Here is a 15,905-nt window from a genome sequence, read left to right on the forward strand (position 1 = left end):
CATGTCCGACATGACTGACAAACAGGCGCTGAAAACCAAATTGCGCGATACCATGCTGGCCCTTGAGGCCGAAGAGCTGGAAACCGCCGTGGCCCATTACGAGCATTACCTGCACGAGGCGATGACGGACGAGCGTGACAATCCCGATCGCGAAGACATTGCACTGGCGCGCGGCAATGCCGATCTGGCCGCAGCTTTCGATCATCCGGTGCACACCCACCATGCCAAGATCGACGCGATTGAAAACGCCAACTTTTCCGTGACGGATGTAGTGCGTCCGGGTGCTGTTGTGGCGTTCAACAACCGCCATTTCATTGTCGTTGCATCAACCAAACGGTTCGACTGTGACGGGATCACCTATATGGGTATTTCCACCGCCAGTCCGATCTACAAGGCGATGGAGGGTCTGCAGGCGGGCGATACATTCACCCATAACGGTCAAACCTTCACGCTTCAGGATGTGATGTAGGCCCGCCTGCGATCGTTCCGGACCTATTTGACAGATTTACCTGCGATCACGGGCGAAGCCTTTGACGCTCCGGAGTTCGCGGTTGCCAGAACCTTGGGCTTTTCTGCCTTGGGTTTCTTGGCCTCTTTGTTGCCGCGCTTGTTGTTACCTTTGGACATGGTCATTTCCTTTTTGCTGGATCACCGAACGGCTTGTGCCCATCGGGTCGTTGCTCAGGAAGATCAGGGTTGCCTGACAATGGCTGTCAGGGCGATGATTTCGGATGAGGCAGCAGGTTTTTCGACAAACCGGAAACGCCCGGATCATCGAACGCCTGCGCAGGCATAATACCAGTGCCAAAGACGTCTTTCAACGAAGATCGCAAAGGCACAAAACCGCAGGTTCCGGATTGCGCCCGGCCATCAGGCACCGCACAATATGCCATGGCAACGCTTACCCTTGATACGCAATTCGGCCCGCTTGGTCTGGTCGAGGAAGACGGCGCGATTGTTGCGTTGAAATGGACATCGCAAAGCGTCGGCGCACCCTCCGCACTTTTACGCGAAGGAGTAAGCCAGCTGCGCGCTTATGCCGAAGGTCGTCTGACGCGTTTTGATTTGCCGCTAAAGGTGGTTGGATCGGATTTTCAGCAAGCGGTTTGTGCAGCGATTTCAGACATTCCGTTCGGGGATACCAAAACCTACGGTGATATTGCCAAGGCGCTTGGCGCGCCGGCGCAGGCTGTGGGCGGTGCCTGCGGGGGCAATCCGATCCCGGTTATCATCCCGTGCCACCGGGTGATGGGCGCCAAAGGATTGACGGGATTTTCCGGTGCCGGGGGTATAGAAACCAAAGTGGCACTGTTGCGGCACGAAGGGGCGGCAGGATTGTTGATCTGACGATCAGTCGGCCGCGTTTTTTTCCGGAATGATCTGCTGCGCGATGCCTGCAAATGTCAGGTAGACGCTGGTGATGACCAGCCCCCAATGGGCCCAGCTTTCGGGATGGAAATCAACCCAAGCGGCCCATCCTGCAAAAAACGTCCAGGCCAGCGCCATCGGCAGGGTCAGGGTGCGCCACCGTTCCGTGCGCACCGGATGCACGAATTTCAGCGGCAGGAACATCGCGATGGCGAGCGCGGTAACAAGGGCAAGCGACACCCAGAAATTCGGTTCCAGCGCAAAGATAACCAGCACAAGCATGTTCCAGCATCCGGGAAAGCCCGAAAAGGAATTGTCTTTTGTTTTCATGCGGGTGTCTGCGAAATACATGGCGCTGGCAAAGGTGATGACAATAATCGCGAACCAGCCGGTCCAGCCGTCCATCAGCCCGGATTTGAACAGTGCAAAAGCCGGAATGAACACATAGGTCAGATAGTCGATGATCAGGTCCATCAACACGCCGTCAAATTCGGGTGCATATTTCTTGACGTGGTATTTTCGCGCCAGCGGACCATCTATGCCATCTACCGCGAACGAGACGACCAGCCACAGAAACATCAGGTCCCATTTTTCATCGACGGCAGCCAGCATGGCCAACATCGCGAAAACAGCACCGGTGGCGGTAAGAAGGTGCACGGCAAGAGCTTGGCGTTGAGGTGTCATGCCGTCCGTCATGGCGCAAGCGCACCGGATTTGCAAAACGAAAACCGGACCAGACGGGCAATCTCTATCCAGAGGTTGCGCAAGAGGCACGGACAGGTTGCGTGAATGTGGATTGCATAGACCGGACAACAGGGGGGGACCCCATTCAGGCTTTGGGATGCGTCCGGTTATACACCTCCATCAGGCGCGCCGTATCGACCGCCGTATAGGCCTGTGTGGTCGACAGGGATGCGTGCCCCAACAATTCCTGTATCGCGCGCAGATCGCCCCCCGCCGATAACAGATGCGTTGCAAAGCTGTGGCGCAGGGCGTGCGGCGTCGCCGATGCAGGCAGGCCAAGCTGCATGCGCGCGGCCGCCATCGCTTTTTGTATGGCGCGCGGATTAAGCGGGCCGCCGCGCACGCCGCGAAACAGCGGTTGTTTCGGTTCCATCGGGTGGGGACACAGGCGCACATATGTGGATACAGCCTGACGCGCGGCATCGATCACGGGAACGACGCGTTCTTTTCCGCCCTTGCCGACAATGCGCAAGACCTTGGGCAATGGGACCTCTTTGCCGGACAGCCCCAAAGCTTCGGATATGCGTAATCCGCAACCGTAAAGCACAGTCACAACAGCAACGTCCCGCGCAGCGACCCAATCGCTCTGGCTTTGCAGTTCGACAGTGTCGATCATGGCGCGCGCCGCGTCTTCGGCCAGCGGGCGTGGCAGCTTTTTCTGGAATTTGGGCGATCGGGTGGACAATACCGCCGTGGGTTCAAACCCTTCGCGCGTCGCAAGCCAGCGATAAAAGGATTTCACCGCCGACAGCTTGCGCGCAAGGGATCGGGCACCTGTTCCCGTACTGCGCATATGCGCCATCCAGGATCGCATATCGGCAACGTCGATTTGTGCCAATGCGCCTAGACCCTGGCTTTGCCCGTGATGTGTGCTCATGAAGGCAATGAATTCGCTGACATCGCCCCGATAGGCCGTGATCGTGTTGTCAGACGCGCCATCAAGCGATTTTTGTGTTTCCAGCCAACGGGCCAGACTGTCCTGTGCAGCGGGTGAAATCAGGGTCAAGACAACCAGCGGCGCATCGCACGCTCGAACACGCCCGCGAAGAATGCCAGCAGATCAGTGCCGTGCTGCGGGGTGAAATGGTGCGGATCTTCCGCCCCCATCACCAGCAACCCGGGCAGACGGCCTTCGCCAAAATCCAGCCTCAGCACCGCTTCAGAGCGGATCCAGTCTGCCTGCTGCCCATAGATAAAGGGTGATGCATCCTGAACCTGGCGCAATGTGACCTGACGAGAGTTATCGCCACGACCATCGTTCAGGTAGCTTTCGATAAATCCGGGGGCCGCAACATTGAGAACTCCGTCCAGCCGCGCAACAGCGGGGTCAGCTTCGCACTGGACAGATTCCAGAACCAGCTTGATCGCGTCCACCCGCAGAATTTCGGCCACCTCACCGCCCAGATCCCGCAGAAAGGTCTCGAACTCGACCGGATCCAGCAGGCGCAGGATTGCGCGGTGAACCTGATTTGTACCGGCCAGATTTTCATAGGCCGCGGCAATCACGCTGCGGTGGGTGTCTTCCAGCCGGTCCAGCCGCGCTTCCAGCCGTTCCATTGCGATGCCGCGCAAATCAATGATGTTGCCGCCCATCGATTTTTCATTCGCAGCGACCAGGGCCTGCATCACATCCTGATCATCCAGAATCACATCAGGCTGAGACATGATCGTTTTACGCAAAGCATCTTCTATTTTTGGCTGTCCACTCATACCGACCTCTTACCGATTTGTTTGGCTATAACACGACTTACAGGATTTTTTGACCTGTTTTTTCCCAATCTGCCAAAAAGGCGTCAAGGCCGGACTTGGTCAACGGGTGATCCGCCAGCTTTTTGATCACGGCAGGCGGGGCGGTGATGACATCAGCCCCGATCAGCGCGCTTTGCGTAATGTGGTTCACCGTCCGGATCGATGCCGCCAGAATCTCGGTCTCGTAGCCGTAATTGTCATAGATCGTGCGAATGTCCGCGATCAGGTCCATGCCGTCCAGATTGATATCGTCCAGCCGCCCGATAAAGGGGCTGATGAATGTCGCACCAGCCTTGGCCGCCAACAGCGCCTGATTGGCCGAAAAACACAAGGTCACGTTCACCATGTTGCCTTCGCCCGACAATGTCTTGCACGCTTTTAGGCCAGCCCATGTCAGCGGCACCTTGACGGCAATGTTGTCTGCGATCTTGGCCAGCTTGCGGCCCTCGGCAATCATGGCGTCTGCTTCGGTCGCGACGACTTCGGCGCTGACAGGACCATCGACCAGATCACAGATTTCCTTGGTCACTTCCAGGATGTCGCGGCCCGATTTCATGATCAGCGACGGGTTTGTCGTGACGCCATCGACCATGCCCAGATCGTTCAGTTCGGCGATTTCGTTGATTTCGGCGGTGTCGACAAAAAATTTCATGGGCAGCGGTCCTTTGATGGGTTGGCGTTGGCTTGCGATGGCTTTACCTCATGACGTGCGACGCTGAAACCCTGAATTCTTGAACGAGGCCGCGTGACCGATCCGCAATTCTTTGACGAAGGCATGCTGGTGGGGGTGTTGACCGCCCAGCCGCTGGATCGGCTGCTGGATTACAAGGCACCCGAAGGTGGCTGTCAGCGCGGCGCCTTTGTCGAGGTGCCGCTGGGCCCGCGCAAGGTGCTGGGTGTGGTATGGGGGCCGGGCAAGGGCGATTATGATCTTGCAAAAATCCGTTCGGTCATCCGGGTGCTGGATGCCGCCCCGATGCGCGAGGAAATGCGCGAATTTCTGCGCCGCGCGGCCGATTATACGCTGACGCCAATGCCCGCCATGCTGCGGCTTGCCACGCGGGCACCGGGGCTGGGCGATCCGCCGTCGATGCGCAAGGTGTACCGGCGCGGGACCGGTTTGCCCGATCGCGCCACGGCAGCGCGCAGCCGTGTTCTTGACGCGCTTGAGGAATATGGCGGTCTGGCCTTTACGCTGAAGGAACTGGCCGAGGTGGCAGGCGTATCAACATCCGTTATCAAAGGGCTGGCTGTGCAAGGCGTGGTGCGCGAAGAAGACAGCCCGCGCGACATGCCGTTCGCGCGGCTTGACCCCGCCTTGCCCGGAAAGGCGCTGACCCCGGATCAGGCGGCGGGCGCTGCAACGCTGAAACAGGCGGTGCGGGCGGAAACCTACGGCACCACATTGCTGCGCGGCGTCACCGGATCGGGCAAGACCGAGGTTTATCTGGAAGCGGTGGCAGAATGTCTGGCGATGGGGCGGCAGGCGCTGGTGCTGTTGCCCGAAATTGCCCTGACAGCCGAATTTCTGACCCGCGTGCAGGCGCGTTTCGGGGCGCAGCCTGCCGAATGGCATTCCGGCGTCACGATGACGGAACGGCGCCGCACATGGCGCATGATCGGGCAGGGGGGCGCGCAACTTGTCGTTGGTGCGCGCTCGGCCCTGTTTCTGCCGTTTCAGGATCTGGGCCTGATCGTGGTCGATGAAGAACATGATACATCCTACAAGCAGGAAGACGGGGTGCTGTACAATGCGCGCGACATGGCGGTTTTGCGGGCCTCTATTTGCGGCGCGCGCGTGGTGCTGGCCAGCGCCACACCGTCGCTGGAAAGCTGGACAAACGCGCAAGCCGGAAAATACGACAAGCTGGAACTGACGACGCGGTTCGGAGAGGCGGTGATGCCCGACATGCGCGCCATCGACATGCGAACGGAAGCCCTGCCATCCGATCGCTGGATATCACCCAGCTTGCAATCCGCCGTGCAGGACCGTCTGGCAAAGGGCGAACAGGCACTGCTGTTCATCAACCGGCGTGGCTATGCGCCGATCACCCTGTGCCGTGCGTGCGGCCACCAGATCGGATGTGATCACTGCGATGCGCGCATGGTGGAACACCGCTTTCTGAAACGTCTGGTCTGCCATCAGTGCGGCGAAAGCAAACCGATCCCCGACAAGTGCCCGTCTTGCGATGCAGAAGACCGTCTTGCCCCCGTCGGCCCCGGGGTAGAGCGGCTGGGCGAAGAGGCGGCGGCCTGTTTCCCGGACGCACGCATTGCCACGCTCAGTTCCGATATGTACGGCAGTGCGCGCGCCCTCAAGGCCGAGATCGAGGCGATTGCCGCCGGGCAAGCCGACATCATCATCGGGACGCAACTTGTTGCGAAGGGGCACAATTTTCCACTTCTGACTCTGGTGGGCGTGATTGATGCCGATCTGGGGCTTCAGGGGTCCGATCTGCGCGCCGCCGAACGCACGTTTCAGCTGATGCGGCAGGTCGCGGGGCGAACCGGGCGTGCAGACAAACCGGGCACGGCGCTTTTGCAGACCTACCAGCCGGACCATCCGGTGATCCGCGCGATTCTGGCGGGTGATGAAACAGGGTTCTGGACGGCCGAAGCAGCGGAACGTGCGCAGGCCGGTGTGCCGCCATTCGGGCGCATGGCGGGCATCATCCTGTCATCGTCGGATGTGGCGCAGGTCTTTGATCTGGGCAATGACATGGCCCGGCGCGATGCGCCCCTGCGCCGGATCGGGGCGCAGGTGTTCGGGCCGGCGCCCGCCCCGATTGCGCGTATCCGCGGGCGTCACCGCGTACGCCTGCTTGTCAAGGCAGACAAGGGCGCGCCGTTGCAACAGGCGGTCAGCGAATGGATCGGCCAGTTCCGCCTTAAGGGCGATCTGCGCCTTGCCGTCGATATCGACCCTCAGAGCTTCTATTAAGTTATTTATATCAGGCGGTTGCCAGATACTTCTGATCAATCAGGTAATCTGTCGCCATCGCGCCGATCCACATGCAGAACAGGGCCAGCCATGCTGTCGCGACAAAGATCGATCCGCCGGTAACACCTGCACCGATGGCACAGCCTCCGGCCAGCATACCGCCAAAGCCCATCAGCGCCGCACCGATCATCGCCTTGCGCATCACCAGCGCGTTGTCAAAGGCCTGCCAGCGCAACTCGCGCGTCAGCGCGGCTGATATCAATGCGCCGATAAAAACGCCTGGCACCAGGCCGATGTCGAATTCCAGCACGGCATTGCGATCCAGAAAATACATTAACGTATGGGCTGAAGGGCCTGTAAATGTGGCGCTTTCGATCTGCACAGGTTCAAAGGCCACCTGCGACAGCCCGAATGTCAGAACCCACCCCACGGCAACGGCAAACCCGACGCCCGAGGCAAACACAAGCCTGCCAAACCCGATCCTGTTACGGCGCGAGATTTCCAGCGCCAGAACCGCCAGTGCGATGCCCATGACCAGACCCATGTAATCCGGCATACCGCTGGTCGACAGCAGATCAACATTTCGCCCGCCCGGCGTAACCCATAGCCCCGCCAGATATTCCCGCGCCGGTGTCAGCCATCCGCCAAGGCTCATCTGGGCGATCACCGCAAAGATCAGGCCAGAGACGATCGAACGCATGTTGCCGGTGGCGGCCAGCACCAGCAACCGCCCCGAACAGCCACGCGCCAGCACCATTCCGATGCCGAACATCAGTCCGCCGATAATCGCGCCTGACCAGCTTCCGGCGACAGCCATCATGCGGGCGTCCTCGGCGCGCATCAGGCCCGTCAGGCTGGCACCCTGAACCCAGACCAGAGCGGTTGAAAACGTCAGCAACCACACTGCAACAGCAGGCCCCATGGACCCGCGGGCAAATTCGACCGTTGCCGCGCGCAGGCAAAACCGCGACCGGTGCGCGGCGATGCCGAATGTCAGCCCCGTGATCATTCCGAACAACGCCGCTGTCGGCGCCTCTCCAATCCGTTCCACCAGTGCAATCAGGTCCATATCCGGCCTCGTTTTCCGCATAAGCTTTCTTGAATGTGTACACCACAGTGCGCCCCTGCCACTTTGATGCAGATCAGATGTGCGATTTTGCCCCTCGTCAGCGCGACCGGATCGGCCTAATAGACATGCATGGCCCGCATTGTACCCCTTGCCGATGCTCGCGCATTGCCGCTCTGGCGTCGTCCGACGACACTGCTGTTTCTGATGGCGGCGGCGATGCCGATTGCCTTTGCAACATGGTCGGCACTGCTGAACAATTTCGTGATCGAGGTTGCCGATTTTGACGGCTCGGACATCGGATTGTTGCATACCGTGCGCGAAATTCCGGGGTTTCTGGCGGTCGGGGTGATCGCGATCATCATTTTTATGCGCGAACAGGTGCTTGGCCTTGTGTCATTGATCCTGCTGGGTGCGGCCACAGCGATCACAGCGTGGTTCCCTTCTCTGGGCGGTATCCTGACCATCACGATGCTGTCCTCGATCGGGTTTCACTATTACGAAACGGTCAACCAGTCGCTGCAACTGCAATGGCTGCCAAAAGACCGCGCGCCACAGGTGCTGGGCTGGCTGGTGGCGGCAGGGTCTGCGGCCACGTTGTTTTCCTACGGTCTGATCGTGTTGCTTTGGGAGCCGCTGGGGCTGACCTATAACATCGTGTACATGCTGTCGGGCGGGTTGACGGCGGCAATCGCGCTGTTCTGTTTGCTGGCCTATCCACAGTTCGAGGCGCCGAACCCCCAGATCAAACGGCTGATCCTGCGCAAACGCTACTGGCTTTATTACGCGTTGCAATTCATGTCGGGCGCGCGGCGCCAGATTTTTGTGGTGTTCGCCGGTTTCATGATGGTCGAAAAATTCGGCTTTGCCGTCCACGAGGTGACGGCGCTTTATCTGATCAATCTGCTGGCCAACATGGTATTTGGCCCGTTCATGGGCAAGGCCGTGGCCGTCTTTGGGGAACGCAACACGCTGTGCTTTGAATATGTCGGTCTGATTATCGTTTTTCTGGCTTATGGCGGCATCTATTTCTTTGGCTGGGGCGTTCTTCTGGCGGCGACGCTCTACGTGGTCGACCATCTGTTTTTTGCGCTGGCGCTGGCGCTGAAGACCTATTTCCAGAAAATCGCCGATCCGGGCGATATTGCACCTACCGCCGCCGTGGCCTTTACCATCAATCATATCGCGGCGGTGTTTCTGCCGGTGGGCTTGGGGCTTTTGTGGCTGTTGTCGCCGGGGGCGGTGTTTGCGCTGGCGGCGGGTATGGCGGGTGTTTCGCTGATCCTTGCGATGATGATCCCGCGCCACCCCGAACCGGGTAACGAAACGATCTTTTCCCGGTACGTACCGGCTGCGGCCGAATAAAACATGGCTCAGGGCCGGTTCCTGACCGGGTCCACGATGGGCCATGTGTCGCGGATGACGGCCACTGGTGCACTTGGCATCACGTTTGTCTTTCTGGTCGATGCCGCCAATCTGTTCTGGATTTCCCAACTGGGCGATGCGCGTCTGGTGGCGGCGATCGGGTTTGCCTTTGCGATCCAGTTCTTTTCGGTGTCATCGGGCGTTGGGCTGATGATTGCGGCCACGGCACTGGTGTCGCGTTCGATCGGACGGGGCGAACAGGCCGAAGCGCGCCGGCAGGCGGGCAGTGCAGCGGCGTTCGGGTTTGTCATGCAGGCGCTTCTGGCGGGCGTGGTGATCTATTTCCGCTACGACATCCTGGAACTGGCCGGCGCCACCGGAGAGACGCTGGATCTGGCCGCGCGGTATCTGGCGATGACGCTGCCATCGCTGACCTTCATGGTGATCGGGCTGGTGGCCAGCGGCGTGTTGCGGGCCGAAGGGGACGGGCGTCGCGCGATGTATGTCACATTCTGGTCCGGCACCGTTTCCATCTTTGTTGATCCCTTGCTGATCATCGGACTGGGTTTGGGGCTGGACGGGGCCGCGATCGGGCTGAACATATCGCGGATCGTGCTGGTGACGGCGGCGCTGTTGTTTGCGACACGGGTGCATGATCTGATCGCATGGCCCGATATGCACGACATGTGGCGCCACCTGCGCCCGTTCGTGGCCATTGCCGCGCCCGCAATCCTGACCCAGATGGCAACGCCGTTCGGCAATTACGTTCTGACCTCTGTCCTGTCGCAATTCGGGGACGATGCCGTGGCAGGCTGGGCCGTCGTCAGCCGTCTGACAGTGGTGGCGTTTGGCGGGATATTCGCGCTGGCCGGGGCCATCGGCGGTATTTTCGGGCAGAATTTCGGCGCGGGTCACTATGACAGGCTTGGCACGATTTTCCGCGATGCGATGGTGTTTTGTGTCCTTTATACGCTGGCGGTCTGGTCAGTTCTGGTTCTAAGCGGGCCATTGATCGGTGCGGCGTTCGGCCTTGCGCCGAATGGTCTGGCGGTGCTACGGGCGTTGACCCATATCGGCGCGGGCGCTTTTGTCTTCACCGGCGCGTTCTTTGTTGCCAATGCGGCATTCAACACCTTGGGCAAACCCGCCCGCGCTACCCTTCTGACATGGGTGCGTGATGGTGTGCTGACCCTACCGGCCGCGATTTGGATGGCCGGTATCTTCGGGGCGACCGGCGTTATCTATGCGCAGGCCGTTCTGGCTGTTCTGGTTGGTTTGCTTGCCGCCCTGTGGGGCTGGCACTTTGTCCGGAATATCGGTACTGCACCCCCCGAGCTTGATCTTGAAACCCGCCGCGGATGGCGGGATATCAACCGCTTCCGGAGACGCTGATGCCCACCTATACGGCTTTGACCACACTGACAGGGAAATCACAGGCCGAGGGGCTGGGTGAAGCGATGGAACGGCTGGTGCCTGAACCCACCGGCATCGGCGTGTTCGAGGTCGAAGACGGTTCGGGTTTGTGGGAAGTCGGCGGTTACTTCACGGATAAGCCGGTTGAAAGCGCACTTGCCCTGATGGCGGCAGCGTTTGATGCGAAGCCTTTTGTCGTGTCCGAATTGCCGGAAACCGATTGGGTCGCTCATGTACGACGGGAACTGAAACCCGTGGTGGCGGGGCGGTTTTTTGTCTACGGTAGTCACGATGCCGATCAGGTGCCAACCGACCCCGATGTCGAACCGTTGCTGATCGAGGCGGCGATGGCCTTTGGGACGGGGCACCACGGAACGACTTTGGGGTGCCTACGGGCGCTGGACCTGCTGGCGCAGAACGGGTTTGTCGGAAAATCTGTTGTCGATATTGGCTGCGGCACGGCGGTTCTGGCCATGGCGGCTGCACGTATCTGGCCCGATGATGTGCTGGCCAGCGATATCGATCAGGTGGCGGTGGATGTGGCCATGGCAAATCTGCGCGCGAACGGGCTGGAAGGCCGGGTGCGCTGTGTCGAGGCCGCCGGCTTTGATCACCCCGATATCGCCGCACGCGTGCCGTTTGATCTGATCTTTGCCAATATCCTGAAAGGGCCGCTGGTTGCGCTGGCGCCTGATATGAATAGATACGCCGCGCCAGGTGCTTATGCGATTCTGTCCGGTATTCTGAACGAACAGGCCGACGAAGTGATTTCTGTTTATTCACGCAACGGCTTCAATCTGGTGTCACGGGACGAGATTGTTGAATGGACAACGCTCACTTTGCGGAAAAACACCGACTAGTGCCTTGATTTGACCGCATTTCAACGATTTGCCCCTTTTTTGCCACAATTACAGATTATGCATAATCCGTAAGTTGAGGTTTGATTGTTCGAGGGTTTTCATGGTTGACGCACATGTTGAATTTAACAAGCGCTTGCGAAAGATCGGTCGCAAGCATCAGGCTATGGAGCGCGGTTATACAACCAAGCTGCGGTCTGATGGTCTTATTGTTGCGCAACCTGTCCGGCCCCGGATACAGGTGCCAATCAAAGGCATCGCCCTTTTGCTGATCGCGTTCTTCGGTTTCAAGGGGTTCTTGCTGGCGACGCTTGGGCCAACCACCTATGATGATCGACTGGCCAACCTGCGTGAGGGCACTTTTGTCGAAAAAGTCGGCGCCTGGGCCATGCAGGCGGATGGTGCCACCAAATTCATCGCAGGGCATCTGGGACCGATCCTGCGATAACGCGTTACGCGTTTCAGCCCCTGCAAGATTGTAGACCTTAGAAAATGGAAAAGCCGCGTGTCTTGATCAGACAACGCGGCTTTGAATTTTTTCAGCCGGATACTGGCTGGGACGTTTTCAGATGCGGGCTTGCGAATTTGCAACTACATCAATGTCGCCACGGACCAGACCGATATCGTCCAGTTCACGATCCGACAATTGTGCCAGAGAGTTGCGGGTTACGCGGGCATCGTTCCATGTGGCAATCATGCCCAGAACGGTGGAGACTGCGGAACCGATGCGAGCTGCAAAGCCGGCGGAGCCGTATGTGGTGCGGGTTGTGTCAAAAGCGGCCATTTCTCGTTTCCTTCTATCAAAGTGTTCGCTGTTGTTTTTGTTCGTCTGAGGGGCATGTAGGGGGGGCTATTGTTTTCGGCAAGCTGTGTTTCTGCATGTGCGATATGCAATGGCTGCATGGCTCAGAATGTGGCCTAAACCGCCGTAATCTTTACAAAAATTAACCTAAGTTGGCGTCGTTTTTGTGCTTTGGAATGGCGAATCTGGCCGCTTGGGTCGCGCGCGCTCGCGCAAATGTCGTTTTTGGCCAGTGGCGCGAAACGCTTGGCGTTTGTTCGCCTTTCGTGCTAGTGCATCAAAAAAGCAACAAATTGACCGAAGCAGGGGGCAGACATGCGGGTGATTGGGATTGATCCCGGACTCCGAAATCTTGGATGGGGCATCATTTCCGTTCAGGGCAGCCGGCTGAGCCATGTCGCAAACGGTGTCTGCCGGTCGGATGGAACGGATCTGGCGCAAAGATTGCTGTCGCTGCACACACAGCTTTCTCTTGTGATCGCGCAATACGCCCCGGACACGGCGGCGGTGGAACAGACATTCGTGAACAAGGACGGTGCAGCGACCCTGAAACTGGGGCAGGCGCGCGGCATCGCCATGCTTGTTCCTGCGCAGGCCGGTTTGCCTGTCGGCGAATATGCCCCCAACACCGTCAAGAAAACCGTTGTCGGGGTAGGGCACGCGGCCAAAAATCAGGTGGATCACATGGTGCGGATGCAATTGCCCGGGGTCGAGATCGCCAATGCCGATGCCGCCGATGCGCTGGCGATTGCGATTTGCCATGCCCACCACGCAAAATCAGCCGGCGTTCTGGCTGCCGCGATAGTCAAGGCCAGCGCATGATCGGTAAACTGACTGGCCGCATCGAATACCGCGCATCCGATCACCTGCTGATTGATGTACGCGGCGTCGGATATCTTGTGTTCTGTTCGGATCACACCCTGGCAGGTTTGCCCGCCACGGGCGAGGCGGTTTCGCTTTATACTGATCTGGTCGTGCGAGAAGACCTGATGCAACTGTTCGGATTTCCCACATTGGTGGAAAAGGAATGGCACCGTTTGTTGATGTCGGTACAGGGGGTCGGGGCCAAGGCTTCGCTGGCGATTTTGGGAACGTTGGGGCCTGACGGCGTCGGCCGCGCGATTGCGCTGGGGGATTGGAATGCGGTCAAGGCGGCCAAGGGCATCGGGCCAAAGATCGCGCAACGCATCGTTCTTGATCTGAAAGACACGGCCCCCGGCGTCATGGCGATGGGCGGCACGATGGCCGCCGCGCAGGGCACCAAACCCGCCCAGCCCGAGGATGAGGTGATCGAAGCGGCTCCCGTTGCGGCCCCTGCATCGCAAGGGTCGTCCTCTGCACAGGCCGAAGCGCTGTCGGCGCTGTCCAATCTTGGTTATGCCCCGGGCGAGGCGGCGGGCGCGGTGGCGCAAGCCGCCGGACAAAGCCCCGAGGCACAAACACCTGATCTGATCCGTGCCGCATTGAAACTGCTGGCACCAAAGGGCTAGGGTGAATGGAGTGCACACGCCCCCTGGATCGAACGCCCCGATGACGCAAACAGACCCCATTCTGCGCCCCGAACCGCTGCCCGAAGACAGCGACCGCGCCCTGCGTCCGCAATTGCTGGATGATTTCGTCGGTCAGGCTGAAGCGCGGGCAAATCTGCGCGTGTTCATCCAGTCGGCCAAAATGCGTGGCGAGGCGATGGACCATACCCTGTTTCACGGCCCGCCCGGATTGGGCAAAACCACGCTGGCGCAGATCATGGCGCGCGAACTGGGCGTGGGGTTCCGGATGACATCGGGGCCGGTTCTGGCCAAGGCCGGTGATCTGGCGGCGATCCTGACCAATCTGGAATCGCGCGATGTTCTGTTCATCGATGAAATCCACCGCCTAAACCCGGCCGTCGAAGAGGTGCTTTATCCAGCTCTGGAAGATTTCGAACTGGACCTTGTCATCGGCGAAGGCCCGGCAGCGCGCACCGTGCGTATCGAATTGCAGCCCTTTACGCTGGTCGGGGCGACTACGCGCATGGGGTTGCTGACAACGCCCCTGCGCGACCGCTTTGGCATTCCGACACGGTTGCAGTTTTACACGGTCGACGAACTGCACCAGATCGTCACACGCAACGCGATCAAGCTGGGCGCGCCCGCGGACGAGGCCGGCGCACGCGAGATTGCCAAACGTGCGCGGGGCACGCCGCGCATTGCGGGCCGGTTGCTGCGTCGTGTGGTTGATTTTGCCGTGGTCGAAGGTGACGGCACTGTCACGCAGGAACTGGCAGACCGCGCCCTGACACGGCTTGGGGTGGATCATCTGGGCCTTGACGGGGCCGACAGGCGCTATCTGCGGCTGATCGCGGAAAACTACGCCGGTGGACCAGTGGGGATCGAAACCCTGTCGGCGGCCCTGTCCGAAAGCCGTGATGCGCTGGAAGAGGTGATCGAACCGTTCCTGCTGCAACAGGGCTTGTTGCAGCGCTCGCCGCGCGGGCGGATGCTGGCCCCCAAGGCGTGGGCGCATCTGGGGCTGGCCGCGCCAAAGGGCGGCGGCGATCTGTTTGATACATAAAGACCAAGAGGACCGGCGTGACACCAGAAGAAATTGAAGCCCTGTTTACCCGCGCGGACGGGCAATTTGCCTTTGCGCGATGGGGGCGGCCGATTGCGCCCGTGATGTTCGGGGTGCAGGACGAAACGCTGGGCGTGTTCAAGGGCGCGCTAGAAGCGATCATGATGCTGGCGGGCCATCATATGGCCGAAACCGATCCGGAACTGGGCAGCAACCTGATGGTGTTTTTCATGGCCGACTGGGACGAATTGCTGGGCGTGCCCGATCTTGACCGTCTGGTGCCCGATCTGGCCCCGCTGGTTGAAAAGCTGAAGGCCGTGTCGGCCAATCAATACCGGATTTTCCGATTTGACGAACAGGGCGCGATCAAGGCCTGTTTCGTGTTCCTGCGCATGGATGAACATCTGTCGGCGGTTCCGGCAGATACGCTGGCGCTGTCCCAGATGGTGCAATCTGTCCTGTTGTGGTCGGATCGTGCGTTTTCCGATTGCTCGCCGCTGGCGATCCTGCCGAATGGCGCGTCGGTGTTGCGCCCCGAAATCGGTGCCCTGATCCGCGCGGCCTATGATCCGATGCTGCCGCATGCGGCGCAGGATCAAAGCTTTGCGTTGCGCCTGTTTGCACGGCTGGAAGCACCGCAATGATCCATTCCTTTCCGATCCGCGTCTATTACGAAGACACCGATATGGCGGGCATCGTCTATTACGCCAATTATCTGCGGTATATCGAACGGGCGCGCAGCGACTGGGTGCGTGGCCTGGGCATTGACCAGCGCCAGATGAAAGACCGCGACGGTGTCGCCTTTGCCGTGCGCCGTGTCGAAGCGGATTACCTGATGCCCGCAAGGTTTGACGATGATCTGGTGGTCGAAACCGCCACGCAGGCCGTGACAGGGGCGCGGCTGGTGATGAAACAGGATGTGCGACGCGGCGCCGATCTGTTGTTTTCGGCTGTCGTGACGATTGTTTGCCTGTCCGACAGCGGCCAGCCTGCACGTTTGCCAGCAAACATCCGCTTAATGCTACATTAACACGGGCTTGTGACGCT

19 protein-coding genes are annotated in these 15,905 nt (G+C 59.7%); 12 read left to right on the forward strand and 7 right to left on the reverse strand.

What is annotated here, in order from left to right; translation table 11 throughout:
* Window position 1: 1 nt before the first annotated feature.
* A complete protein-coding gene (locus OLX72_RS11990) occupies window positions 2–469 on the forward strand; it encodes a hypothetical protein (RefSeq protein WP_254684622.1) in 468 nt (155 codons plus the stop codon).
* A gap of 23 nt (window positions 470–492) precedes the next feature.
* On the opposite strand, the gene OLX72_RS11995 is transcribed toward OLX72_RS11990, so the two are convergent.
* Entirely contained in the window at window positions 493–627 is a 135-nt protein-coding gene (locus OLX72_RS11995) for a hypothetical protein (protein ID WP_302622779.1), read from the reverse strand.
* Window positions 628–891: 264 nt separating this feature from the next.
* On the opposite strand from OLX72_RS11995, the gene OLX72_RS12000 reads away from it, so the two are divergent.
* A complete protein-coding gene (locus OLX72_RS12000; RefSeq protein ID WP_114871055.1) occupies window positions 892–1,347 on the forward strand; it encodes a methylated-DNA--[protein]-cysteine S-methyltransferase in 456 nt (151 codons plus the stop codon).
* Window positions 1,348–1,350: 3 nt separating this feature from the next.
* On the opposite strand, the gene OLX72_RS12005 is transcribed toward OLX72_RS12000, so the two are convergent.
* The 4 genes from OLX72_RS12005 to fsa form a co-directional block, all read right to left on the reverse strand.
* The gene (locus OLX72_RS12005) at window positions 1,351–2,052 is read right to left on the reverse strand and encodes a CDP-alcohol phosphatidyltransferase family protein (protein WP_114872362.1); all 702 of its coding nucleotides are present in this window, start codon (window positions 2,050–2,052) and stop codon (window positions 1,351–1,353) included.
* Between the two features lie 145 nt (window positions 2,053–2,197).
* Window positions 2,198–3,118 (reverse strand): tyrosine recombinase XerC, encoded by a 921-nt coding sequence (locus OLX72_RS12010; protein ID WP_433988741.1) that lies wholly within the window; start codon window positions 3,116–3,118, stop codon window positions 2,198–2,200.
* Window positions 3,115–3,822 carry a DUF484 family protein gene (locus OLX72_RS12015; RefSeq protein ID WP_433988742.1) on the reverse strand — a complete coding sequence of 236 codons (708 nt, stop codon included), beginning with the start codon at window positions 3,820–3,822 and terminating at the stop codon, window positions 3,115–3,117. Before OLX72_RS12015 ends, OLX72_RS12010 begins: the two co-directional genes overlap by 4 nt.
* A gap of 37 nt (window positions 3,823–3,859) precedes the next feature.
* Window positions 3,860–4,513 carry a fructose-6-phosphate aldolase gene (fsa, locus tag OLX72_RS12020; protein ID WP_114871052.1) on the reverse strand — a complete coding sequence of 218 codons (654 nt, stop codon included), beginning with the start codon at window positions 4,511–4,513 and terminating at the stop codon, window positions 3,860–3,862.
* Between the two features lie 123 nt (window positions 4,514–4,636).
* On the opposite strand from fsa, the gene OLX72_RS12025 reads away from it, so the two are divergent.
* A complete protein-coding gene (locus OLX72_RS12025) occupies window positions 4,637–6,802 on the forward strand; it encodes a primosomal protein N' (protein WP_433990461.1) in 2,166 nt (721 codons plus the stop codon).
* Between the two features lie 10 nt (window positions 6,803–6,812).
* Here OLX72_RS12025 and OLX72_RS12030 read toward each other — a convergent pair whose 3' ends face one another.
* Window positions 6,813–7,871: a YeeE/YedE family protein gene (locus OLX72_RS12030; protein ID WP_433988743.1), complete on the reverse strand. Its 1,059-nt coding sequence runs from the start codon at window positions 7,869–7,871 to the stop codon at window positions 6,813–6,815.
* 129 nt (window positions 7,872–8,000) lie between these two features.
* Between OLX72_RS12030 and OLX72_RS12035 the strand changes: the two genes are divergently transcribed.
* The 4 genes from OLX72_RS12035 to OLX72_RS12050 all read left to right on the forward strand — a co-directional run bounded on the left by OLX72_RS12035 (window position 8,001) and on the right by OLX72_RS12050 (window position 11,951).
* Window positions 8,001–9,233: an MFS transporter gene (locus OLX72_RS12035; protein ID WP_114871050.1), complete on the forward strand. Its 1,233-nt coding sequence runs from the start codon at window positions 8,001–8,003 to the stop codon at window positions 9,231–9,233.
* A gap of 3 nt (window positions 9,234–9,236) precedes the next feature.
* Window positions 9,237–10,625 (forward strand): MATE family efflux transporter, encoded by a 1,389-nt coding sequence (locus OLX72_RS12040; protein WP_433988744.1) that lies wholly within the window; start codon window positions 9,237–9,239, stop codon window positions 10,623–10,625.
* Window positions 10,625–11,506: a 50S ribosomal protein L11 methyltransferase gene (locus OLX72_RS12045; RefSeq protein WP_433988745.1), complete on the forward strand. Its 882-nt coding sequence runs from the start codon at window positions 10,625–10,627 to the stop codon at window positions 11,504–11,506. Before OLX72_RS12040 ends, OLX72_RS12045 begins: the two co-directional genes overlap by 1 nt.
* 163 nt (window positions 11,507–11,669) lie before the next feature.
* Window positions 11,670–11,951 carry a hypothetical protein gene (locus OLX72_RS12050; RefSeq protein ID WP_254684620.1) on the forward strand — a complete coding sequence of 94 codons (282 nt, stop codon included), beginning with the start codon at window positions 11,670–11,672 and terminating at the stop codon, window positions 11,949–11,951.
* Between the two features lie 117 nt (window positions 11,952–12,068).
* On the opposite strand, the gene OLX72_RS12055 is transcribed toward OLX72_RS12050, so the two are convergent.
* Entirely contained in the window at window positions 12,069–12,287 is a 219-nt protein-coding gene (locus tag OLX72_RS12055; RefSeq protein WP_114871048.1) for a DUF1127 domain-containing protein, read from the reverse strand.
* A 333-nt stretch (window positions 12,288–12,620) separates the two neighbouring features.
* On the opposite strand from OLX72_RS12055, the gene ruvC reads away from it, so the two are divergent.
* Genes ruvC through ybgC form a run of 5 tightly spaced genes read left to right on the forward strand, consistent with a single transcriptional unit; the run spans window position 12,621 to window position 15,888 of the window.
* Window positions 12,621–13,127 carry a crossover junction endodeoxyribonuclease RuvC gene (gene ruvC / locus OLX72_RS12060; protein WP_114871047.1) on the forward strand — a complete coding sequence of 169 codons (507 nt, stop codon included), beginning with the start codon at window positions 12,621–12,623 and terminating at the stop codon, window positions 13,125–13,127.
* Complete coding sequence (ruvA, locus tag OLX72_RS12065) at window positions 13,124–13,795, forward strand: Holliday junction branch migration protein RuvA (RefSeq protein ID WP_433988746.1); 672 nt, start codon at window positions 13,124–13,126, stop codon at window positions 13,793–13,795. Before ruvC ends, ruvA begins: the two co-directional genes overlap by 4 nt.
* A 40-nt stretch (window positions 13,796–13,835) precedes the next feature.
* Window positions 13,836–14,858: a Holliday junction branch migration DNA helicase RuvB gene (ruvB, locus tag OLX72_RS12070; RefSeq protein ID WP_114871045.1), complete on the forward strand. Its 1,023-nt coding sequence runs from the start codon at window positions 13,836–13,838 to the stop codon at window positions 14,856–14,858.
* Between the two features lie 17 nt (window positions 14,859–14,875).
* Window positions 14,876–15,502, forward strand: a complete 627-nt coding sequence (locus OLX72_RS12075; RefSeq protein WP_114871044.1) for a hypothetical protein — start codon at window positions 14,876–14,878, stop codon at window positions 15,500–15,502.
* Window positions 15,499–15,888, forward strand: coding sequence for a tol-pal system-associated acyl-CoA thioesterase (ybgC, locus tag OLX72_RS12080; RefSeq protein WP_114871043.1), 390 nt, complete (start codon window positions 15,499–15,501; stop codon window positions 15,886–15,888). The genes OLX72_RS12075 and ybgC overlap by 4 nt, the downstream gene beginning before the upstream one ends.
* Window positions 15,889–15,905 lie beyond the last annotated feature (17 nt).

The sequence above is a fragment of the Sulfitobacter sp. TBRI5 genome (assembly GCF_051013555.1).
In the GTDB taxonomy this organism is placed as follows: Bacteria; Pseudomonadota; Alphaproteobacteria; order Rhodobacterales; family Rhodobacteraceae; genus JL08.